The organism is Victivallis sp. (genome assembly GCF_048170485.1).
Classification (GTDB): Bacteria; Verrucomicrobiota; Lentisphaeria; order Victivallales; family Victivallaceae; genus Victivallis.
In genome coordinates, this window is record NZ_DBEXAY010000153.1 from 1 (window position 1) to 9,698 (window position 9,698).

General features: G+C 55.0%; 8 protein-coding genes. 7 read left to right on the plus strand and 1 reads right to left on the minus strand.

All coding sequences use genetic code 11. The features are described 5' to 3' along the window. Positions 1–444 precede the first annotated feature (444 nt). The 5 genes from ACMLHG_RS07905 to ACMLHG_RS07925 all read left to right on the plus strand — a co-directional run bounded on the left by ACMLHG_RS07905 (position 445) and on the right by ACMLHG_RS07925 (position 6,975). Complete coding sequence (locus tag ACMLHG_RS07905) at positions 445–1,431, plus strand: hypothetical protein (RefSeq protein ID WP_417170153.1); 987 nt, start codon at positions 445–447, stop codon at positions 1,429–1,431. 16 nt (positions 1,432–1,447) lie between these two features. Continuing rightward, entirely contained in the window at positions 1,448–2,206 is a 759-nt protein-coding gene (locus ACMLHG_RS07910; RefSeq protein WP_294436090.1) for a prepilin-type N-terminal cleavage/methylation domain-containing protein, read from the plus strand. A 95-nt stretch (positions 2,207–2,301) separates the two neighbouring features. Next, a complete protein-coding gene (locus ACMLHG_RS07915; protein WP_417170154.1) occupies positions 2,302–5,475 on the plus strand; it encodes a hypothetical protein in 3,174 nt (1,057 codons plus the stop codon). Positions 5,476–5,612: 137 nt separating this feature from the next. After that, on the plus strand, positions 5,613–6,644 hold the full coding sequence (locus tag ACMLHG_RS07920; protein ID WP_417170155.1) for a glycoside hydrolase family 113: 1,032 nt from the start codon (positions 5,613–5,615) through the stop codon (positions 6,642–6,644). 196 nt (positions 6,645–6,840) lie between these two features. Beyond that, positions 6,841–6,975, plus strand: coding sequence for a hypothetical protein (locus ACMLHG_RS07925; RefSeq protein WP_417170156.1), 135 nt, complete (start codon positions 6,841–6,843; stop codon positions 6,973–6,975). Here ACMLHG_RS07925 and ACMLHG_RS07930 read toward each other — a convergent pair. Next, complete coding sequence (locus tag ACMLHG_RS07930; protein ID WP_417170157.1) at positions 6,964–8,523, minus strand: ASKHA domain-containing protein; 1,560 nt, start codon at positions 8,521–8,523, stop codon at positions 6,964–6,966. The genes ACMLHG_RS07925 and ACMLHG_RS07930 overlap by 12 nt on opposite strands. Positions 8,524–8,709: 186 nt before the next feature. Here ACMLHG_RS07930 and hisI point away from each other — a divergent pair, with 186 nt between their 5' ends. Together hisI and ACMLHG_RS07940 are read left to right on the plus strand one after the other, a co-directional pair. Next, entirely contained in the window at positions 8,710–9,093 is a 384-nt protein-coding gene (hisI, locus tag ACMLHG_RS07935) for a phosphoribosyl-AMP cyclohydrolase (RefSeq protein WP_294436099.1), read from the plus strand. Then, positions 9,090–9,698 (plus strand): FAD-binding protein (locus ACMLHG_RS07940; protein ID WP_417170158.1); only part of this gene is annotated, 609 nt, incomplete at its 3' end. The genes hisI and ACMLHG_RS07940, both read left to right, overlap by 4 nt.

The following is a 9,698-nucleotide window of genomic DNA, read 5'->3' on the forward strand; positions in this document are numbered from 1 at the left end:
TCGCTGATCCGGCATTCTCCCTTCAGCCCCTCAAGCACTATCGCGAGCTTTTCCCTGCCTGTCCATTGTTTTTTCGTGCCCATAATCTCTCCTTTCCGATGACTCTCTTAATTTAGCACTTCTTTCAATGGGGGCAATATAGGACAGTTCCGGAATCGCCTCTTCGCATTCCTCCTCTGCCCCGGTGGAAAAACATCCCGGACCGACGGGAAACAATTGCGGAATACCGACACCCCGGCACATTTTCTGTTGCAATCCTCAAGAAAAAAATTTTGGCAGAAATATGCCTCCACCTCTTGACTTTTCTTCGGAAGTAACCTATAATTAATGGCGGTAAAGCTATGGTAAATATTATATGGGATCTGTGAAATGGGCAAGAAAAACGCCGTTGAATTCATGAAAATCAGACGGTATGTACTGAATCTGATTGCGACCGGAGGAGATATGCCGCAGCGCATTCCCTCTTCCCGGAAACTGGGAGAAATGTTCGGCGTCACCCATCCGACGGCTCTACGCGCCATTCAGGCGTTGACCGAAGACGGCTATCTCCAGCCGTTGCGGGGAGGAGGCTCCATCACCTGCCCGGCAAACTGCAATCTGAAAAATACCAGGCTGTTTGGTTTTCTGGAGGGAGATGGCAAAATCGCCATCGACATCTATTACACCGTCTGTCTTTACTCCATCGCGGCCCGGGAGCTGACCCGCCGGAATCTGACCTATTGCTGCCAGCATCTTTACCTGAATTCCCCTGCGGATCTGGAATCGATGATTCAAGAGAATCATCTGGCGGGCCTGGTGGCACTCAATATCCGTCTCCCTGAACTGAAAACAGAGCTCTGCCGGATGAAGGAACGGGGGGTTCCCGTGATCTCACTGTTCGGCAGGCTGCCGGGAGTTTCCTCCTGCAGTTACAATTATCAGGAATATTACGCGATGGGGCTGGATCGCTTGTTTCGGGAGAAGAGACGAGAGATCGTCATTCTGGTATCTCCGGCATTTACCATTGACGAGGCGATCAGAGCTGCGGTAAAGGAGCAGTGCGCCCTCCACGCGGTTCCGGAAGAGCGGGTTCTGATTCTGAAAGACACTCCCGAGATGCTGGCGGAGCAGCTGGAAGAGATGCTTCAGGCCGGCCGCCGTTTCGATGGCGTCATCGGCAACCACGCCATTCTTCCCTCCTATGAAATTCTCGACCAGTATCTCGACCTCGAGCAGGAGTGCCGGGTCATCAACTCGGAATTCACCATTTACGATGAGATGAAATATACCGGGTATGCCATCAATTTCGATTGGGGGAAAGTTGTGCCGGATATGATCGACGATCTTCTGCTTCAGACGGACTCGCAGGATGTTCCGGTAAAAAATCAGACGATCGGACTGTACTTCACGTTCTATCAAAATGGAACGCAGGTGTTCTCTGAGAAAAACTAAAGGAGGCGATGCAGAGATGAAAAGGAGAATTCGGTTTACGTTGATAGAGCTCTTAATCGTAATTGCGATCATTGCGATTCTGGCGAGTTTACTGCTGCCCTCCCTCAACCGGGCACGGGCGCGAGGACGTTCTATTTCCTGCCTGTCAAATCAGAAGCAGTGCATGCTTGCAACAACCCAGTATCTGGCTTCCAGTAATGATATTATGTACGCGGAAAATGAAAATGAAACGGGTTACTCCATGGATAGAACTCCTCTGGGGCTGCTGTGTAAGCAGAAACTTCTGACGTCCAGAGTCATTGTCTGCCCCTCCATCCCGTTCATGCCGAAAAATGATACATCTTCGGCTGTACTGGATGATAAACAAGCAAAATTTTATTATAATCGAACTTACGGTTTTATCGCACCCCGCAATACATATGCCGTCAAGATATTCAACACTCTGGCTGGAGGTGCAATGCTGGCCACCTGGAGTGGAACAAGCTGGAAAAGAGAAATTAGTTTCAAATCCGTAAAGACGGCATCAAAATTACCGATCATGGCCTGCAACTATCGAAACTGGGGCGGCGGCTATTTCATGCTGAATTTTCAGTCCTCAGGAGCAGGTCTGCCGTGGGTGAATGCACATCTGAACGGTTGTAATGTAGCATTTTTCGATGGACATGCGGCTAATTTGAAAATCAGCGATTTTCATCAGATGAGAATTGCCTCCGAAGCTGGTGCAGGAAAGTTCTATGTCAAGGCGGCCTTACCGGAATTCATTTTTGAGCCATGAAATCATGAAAATTACAAGGAAAGAGAGAGTTGTTCAGGAGTAAAAGAATTTGTCAGTTATCACTGTTGCTTCTATGGATGCTGTCGGGAAGTGTCATGGGAGACGAAGCGAGAGGCCTCTATCTAAACGGCGCTCGCGGAACAATAATGAAATTTGACAACGGAATGCGCTTCTCGCTGATCTCACAGGGAAAAGAAAAGAAAGCGTCCGACGCGTGTGCTGTTTTCCCTCTTGGAGATGCAATCCGGAAAGGGAAATTGTATCAAGTTCGTTTTAAAGCTCGCGGAAATCAGCCGATGACTCTTGGAACGGCGATGAAGCAGCGCCATCGTCCTTATGCCTATGTCGGCCTGAAAACGGAAACGGTCCAGTTCTATTCAATCACCTCCACGGAGAAAATATATGAATACCAGCTCCGGGCGACAAAATCGTTTGCCTCCGGAGAATGCGTTTTTCATTTTTTCTTCGGTGCGAATCCCAAAGGCTCTCAGCTTGAAATCCGGGATTTTGAATGTTCGGAAATGACGGAACCTTTACCCCTGGATCTTTCGAAGCTGGCAAATTTCGGTTTTTTTGATCCAGTGGAAAATGATGGCCGGGGGGGCTGGACCGATCAGGGCCCGAACAACTGTTTTGCCGATTTCCCGCTCGGGCAGCAGACGTTCCGGGGAATTCCTTTCCGGATCCTGGATCCGGAAAGGAATGGTGGACGTTCCATCCTTTCATTTCACTGCAATAAAGTAAAAACCGATTTGCGGGAAGCCTGTCTTGTGCTTCCTCAGGAAAAACGACGCTATCTTTATCTGCTTCATACCGTCGCGTGGGTTTCGAAAGGGAAAACACTTGCGGGATCATTGATTTTCGAGGGCGACGTAGCGACGGTTTCCCGCCCGATTTCCATCGGAGAGGAGGTGGGGAACTGGTGGGGGCCCCTTGACGTCTCTAACGGGAAAGTCGTCTGTGAGCAAACGGTTAACGGCAGACGAATTGGAGCCTATCTTTCAAAATTTGAAATTCCGGTCGGGACATCGCGGATTCGTCTACAGACTTCCGGCACTTGCAGCTGGATTGTGATCGGAGTTACCATAGCCGATCAGAAAATGAGCGGCACAACTTCCACCCCGTTGACGATTATGGCAAATCGCGAATGGCGCCCGATTTCTTTGGCGCCTGCGATTCTTCGCAATTCGGCACTTGATTTGAGTGAAACAGCTTCTTCGGCCGGAACTTTCGGCAAAATTACCGCCCGTCCTGACGGGACTCTCGCATTCGCCGAGACTCCTGGTCGCCGAGTCCGCCTGAACGGCTTCAATTTTGTTCCACACGGGCTGTTTTCTTATCCGGAATATCTCAATAAACTCCCGAAACAGGAGTGGAAGAGAAAATTGCAGGAATTCGCCGATCAGGTCGCTGCAAATGGCTTCAATGCAATTCGCTGGCATTTTCTGGATTATTCTCTGATGATGGGGAAAAAGCACGATATTCTTCCAATTCCTACGAAACCGGAAGAGATTTTCTTTGATCCGCAGATGACCGACATGTTCTTCTATCTCTTTCATTTGCTGAAGGAACGCGGGGTCTATTCCATTGTTGATCTGGCCTCGTCACCGGCCGGCTGGACTTCCGGATACCCCTATGCCAAAGATCCCCGGAAAGCTCCCCGGATTGCAGGAAGTTATTTCAAGAACGCCATGTATTATGATCCGGTGTTACGAGCGAACTGGAAAGCGGGAGTGACACGGCTCCTGACCATGCACAATCCATATACGGGAACTACTCTGAAGGACGATCCAGCAGTTGCAGCTGTAGTTTTTTTTAACGAACAGTTCTTCTCTTGGACACCGCAGCACTGCGAAGCGCTGGACGGCGAATGGCAACGTTGGATGCAGAAGCGTACCGGAACATCGAAACAGTTTCCCAAACTGCAAAAAAAACTGGCATATACAACAGATCCGCTCGGAATCGCAATGTCTCTCTTCATCGGGGAAAAGGAGGCGGAACTGGTAGATTTCTATTTGAATACGGTTCGGGAATGTGGATATTCCGGACTGATGAATACATTCGACAATTTCTTCACGCTCAATCGGATACCGGCGATGGAAAAATTGTCAATAATCGCATCTCATCCGTATTGCTTTCATCCGGTTTATTCCGGAAAATCGACTCTGATTGAACAGGGCAGTTCTCTTACGGGACATCCCGGAATGGCCGAACGGTGCGCCTTTTTCGGGAAACCGTTTTTTGTCACAGAATATAATCATGTCATGTGGAACGGTTTCCGACATGAAGGAACCATTCGTGGAGCTACAGTTGCGGCGCTTCAGAATTACAGTGCCTTCATCATGCACTCCGATGGAGTTGCACTGACCCAGAGGCCAATGCGACCATTTCGGGCAGCGGACGATCCGATCTGGCGCGGTAACAATCTGCTTACCTATTTTATTTACCTGCGTGAAGATGTCGCTCCCAATCCGAATTCCATCGCGTTTTACGTGACAGACGAAGATATTCGAAGAGAGGGGCTTGGAGAGGTCAATTTCCGTCTGGGCAGTCTGGGATGGCTTGCGCGTCTCGGAATCCTTTATGAGCATTCCAACGCCATCGGGAAAGAGTTTCCCGCTCTTGCAATTTCTCCCCACACCGGCGCGCTTCGCGTCATCGGAAAGAAGTTGCGGAAACCGGAAACCGCGCTTTCTACAGAGGAACTGGTCCGTATATTGCGACAAAAAAAACTGCTTTCCGCTGCCAATCGTACTGATCCTGCTCATGGAATTTATCACTCCGCGACAGAAGAGGTGCTGGTCGATGTTGTCAATCAGGAGATGCGCGTCATTACCCCCCGCCTGGAGATGCAGGTCGTCAAGCAGAAAGATAAATTATTTGAACTTGATGCTCTGACCATTCGCTCTGCCAGCATTCCCGCCGGAATCGCGGCGATTTCTCTGGAAAAAACAGCGGCGCTATCGAATTCCGGACGAGTTCTTCTGGTCATTTTGACTGATGCTTTGAATTCCGGAATGAAGTTTGCGTCTCAAAAGAGAGTTGAGTTGCAGGCAAACGGAAAACTCCCCGTACTTCTGCGATGCGGAACGTTTTCCATGGAACTGAAAAGCCGGCTTGCGACGCCCACACTTTATGCACTCAATTGTTCTGGAAAGCGAATGGAGGAAATTCCCATCCGAGTTCAGAACGGACGGTTGTCTTTCACCATTGATACCGGAAAATTAAAGGAGCCGGCAATCTTTTTTGAACTTGTTGAGAAATCATGAAAATGCGGGGCAGCAGCAGGCTAATCGCAGACATTTGAAAAAACGATTTGAACTTATGCCGGGAAATGGATTTTTCCCGTCCGGGAGATAGATTGCCGCCACGAAAACAGCAAAATGCCATCTGCGGGAGAATGAAAATGGAAGTACCGTTTCAACGGGGAGTGACATTCGGGTTTTACGCCCGTCGAGGCGTCTATTCGTCGCCGTGGGCAAAGGAGCAGATCCGGAAGATGAAACAGCTCAATGTCGAGTATGTCGCATTGATCGCCACGGTCTTCCGGGAAGCGTGCGGTTCCACCCGGGAATTTCTGGATCTCGCGGAAAGTCCGGGCGAACTGGAGCTGGCCCGGATGATCGATTTCATCCACGCCGAAGGGCTGAAGGTCATGTTGCGCCCCATGCTCGAAACCCATGACGGAAACGGCAGGCTGCAGGTCTGGTTCCCCGATGACCGCGAGCGGATCCCCGGAAAAATCTCCGACTGCTGGAAACGCTGGTTCGCCAGTTTTCGCGCCCGGACCCGTCTCTTCGCCACGCTCGCCCGTGAGACCGGCTGCGAACTGTACGGCCTCGACAGTGAACTCGACCGCACCGTCGGGCAAAACAGCCAGTGGAAAGAGGTCATCGCCGTCGCCAGAGAGTGTTTCCCCGGACCGATCACGAGCTGCCACACTCATCTTTTGAATTTCGAGCAGGAATTTTCCCGGCCGGACCACTGGTTTTATGATCTCGATTTTCTGCAGACAAGTTTCTACCACCGTGCGGCGGATGCCCCCGGAAGTTCGGTGGAGGAGATGGAGACGAAACTCCTCCCGGTCCGTGACCTCTACCGCCGGATGGCAAAGCTCTACGGCAAACCGATCATGTTCGGTGAATGCGGCTGCACCTCAAGCACCGGAGGTGCAACGGCCCCCTCCGGGTGGAGCGGCGACGGCCGTTACTCTCCAATGGAACAGGCGAACTACCTGCAGGCGGTCTGGAATCTCTTTCACGCCGAGGAGTATTTCCGCGGTCTATACTGGTGGAAATGGGACGAGCAGAATCCCCGGACACAATTTTGCGACGACCCCGCCGGCGACAAGGGGTTCATTCTGGATGGCAAACCCGCCGCCGAAGTGCTGAAACAATGCTTCCTGATTTCAAGACATACCGCGGAGAATTGTAAATAAAACTATTTATCTTATAAGAAGTTACCATCGAATCTCCTTGTCGCAGAATCCCCCAAAGATACTGTGATGGAATGTTCCCGGCAGGAAATATTGTTTTCTGGACAACACGAAAGAATTTTCTATCTGCCTGGATCAGATCGACAACCGCAACACGCCGGTCCGGCTTCTGCTTTTCACATGCTGCCGTGACGAAGCAATGCCGGGCTCTACAACGGGGATGGCGGAGGGGAAATCAATATATGTCAACGGTGTCGATTCCGACGGCGAAGCTCCGAAGTACACGATCCACCGGGAGGCTCAGGATGAATTGATCGTCGATTCATTTCCCTGAGAGCAGGAGGCCATCAATAAATGCCTCGGCGAAGCCGGGAATCGAATTGAGCGGCAGCTCCTGCGGCAGCGACGCGAGGCGGTCGAATTCATTCATGCGTTCCGGATGCGCCGCCAGCAGAGCCGCCCCCGCCAGCGCGGCGTTTCCGCAGATGCAGAACTCGGCTCCGGGCAGTGCGGGAAGCATTCCGATCGCCTGCGCCGAAGCGAGATCCAGCCCGCGCGCGAAGCCGCCGCAGAGCCAGAGCCGTTCCAGTGCGCCCGGCTCGATGCCCGTCGCCCGCAGGAGAGAGTGGATTCCCGCCCACACCGCCGCCTTCGCCTGAAGCAGTGCCTCCACGTCGGTTTCCAGAATCACCACGCCGGGAGCGATTCGACAGCCAAGCACGCCGTCGCGCATCACGCGCCTCCCCCAGCGCGCCGGCACTCCGGGATCGAAGCGGCCGAACTCATCCAGCAGACCGCAGCGGCGGCCGGAGGCGAGAAAGTCCACCAGCGCCGAACCGCAGAGTCCGGCCGCTTTCCCCCCGCCCCGGACCGAGAGTTCAAACCGCCCGGCGGCGTCGAACCGGAGGTGTTCGATCACCCCCTCCCCCGCCCGGCTGCCGCTCGCCGCACCGGAGCGTTCGAAGGCCGGACCGGCGGCGGCGCTCGCCGCCAGAAATTTCCCGTTGTGCGACAGAATCATTTCACAGTTGGTGCCGAGGTCGAGCAGAAGTTCGGTCCGGCCGGAGCCGCCGAAGCGGGTCGCCGCCATCCCGGCAACCAGGTCGCCGCCGACGTTGCCGCCGACGGCGGGCGCGGCCAGCAGTTCCGCCTCCGGGGCGGCGGAAATTCCCAGCTCCTTCGCCGGAACCTTCGGGAAACGGCGAAGGGGCGGTTCAAACGGCGCCACGCCGATCGGAGCCGGATCGATTCCGTACAGAAGGTGGGTCATGACCGTATTGCCCGCCACCGCAATCCGGCGGATTTTCTCCGGCTCCGGCGTCAGCTCCCGCAGCAGTGGATCGATCGTCTCCGCCGCGACGGCGCGTTGCAGGGCGGCCAGTCCTTCCGGCGAAGCGGCGGCGGCGATCCGGTCGATCACGTTGTCGCCGAAAACGGCCTGCCGGTTCAGCCGCCCCGCGGCGGCGACAGCCACCCCGTCGCGCAGCAGCAGGGCGGCGACCGTCGTCGTGCCGATGTCCACCGCAACGCTCCATCCGCCGCCCGGTGCGGCGGTCTCCAACGGGAGCAGAAATCCGGTCTCCACCGCCACCAGTTCCTGTTGAAGCGACGCCGGCGGAATCCGGAGCGACCCGGTTTCGCCGGCCGGACTGGTGTCGCAGGCGCGCACGGTGTGCAGACCATTTTCCCCGCAGTCCAGCAGTTTTCCGCCGGAGAGGAACTTCCCGGAAAGGAGTTCGACCAGACAGCGGTTGCAGCGGCCGTTCCCGCCGCAGCGCAGATCGAGCCGCCAGCCGTTCCGCCCGAGCGATGCACTCAACGGCACACCGGGCTCCGCGGTGATGTTCCGCTGTTCGAACCCGCATACAACAAGTAAATTCACGCCGATTCCTCCTGCCGGAGGGGTTCTCTTCTCCGGACCGGATACTATACCACCTCCGCCGGACGCCCGCAAGCGGCAAAAGCCGGAAACTCCGCGAAATAATCCCGATATCGACTTGCAAAAACTCCATAGACAGGGCACATTAATTGCGGCAAACCATGGAACATGCAATTCAGGGATCCATCTATGGAGGAACTCGATTTTCAGAAGGCGGGCGGCATCATCCCCGCCGTGGCGCAGGATTACCTCTCCGGCGAAGTGCTGATGCTCGCCTACATCAATCCGGAAGCGTGGCAGGAGACGCTCCGCACCGGCCGCGCCGTCTATTTTTCCCGCAGCCGCAACCGGCTCTGGCGCAAAGGCGAAGAGAGCGGCAATGTCCAGATCATCAAGGAGATCCTGGTCGATTGCGACGGCGACGCCGTCATCTACCGGGTCGAGCAGAAAGGCGGCGCCGCCTGCCACACCGGCCACCGGAGCTGTTTCTACCGCAAACTGGAAAACGGATCCCTCGTCGAGCAGAGCAAGCCGCTCTTCGACCCCGAACAAGTATACAAGAAGCAATCATGAAACCGGACTATTTTGACGAACTTCAGGCCGCGTTTCCGCAGCTCATCCTGCGAAACGAACTCTCTTATCGGGAAATCACCACTCTCGGCGTCGGCGGCACTCTGCCGCTGCTGGCCGAACCCCGCGACGACCGCGAACTCGGGAAACTGCTCGAATGGACTCACGCCCGCGCCGTTCCGATTCTGGTCATCGGCGGCGGAACCAACCTCGTCGGCTGCGACGCCCCCACGCCCGCGCTGGGAATCCGGCTGGCACAACCGCCGTTTTCCCAGGTGAAGGCGGGGCGCACCCATCTGACCGCCGGCGCCTTTCTCCGCCTGCCGAAACTCGCCTCCGCCGCGGCGGAACTCGGGTATGGCGGCGTCGCCCCGCTCGCCGGAATCCCCGGCACCCTCGGCGGTGCCCTGCGGATGAATGCCGGAGCCAACGGCATCACGATCGGCGAATTCGTCCTCCAGCTCTGCGGATTCCGCATCGACGGCACCCCGTGGACGGCGGAAAAAGAGGAGCTCCAGTGGGGCTACCGGCAGACGAACATTCCGGAAGATGTCATCCTTACCGCCGCCATCCTCACCCTGCCGCCCAGCGACAAGGAGAAGGAGGAG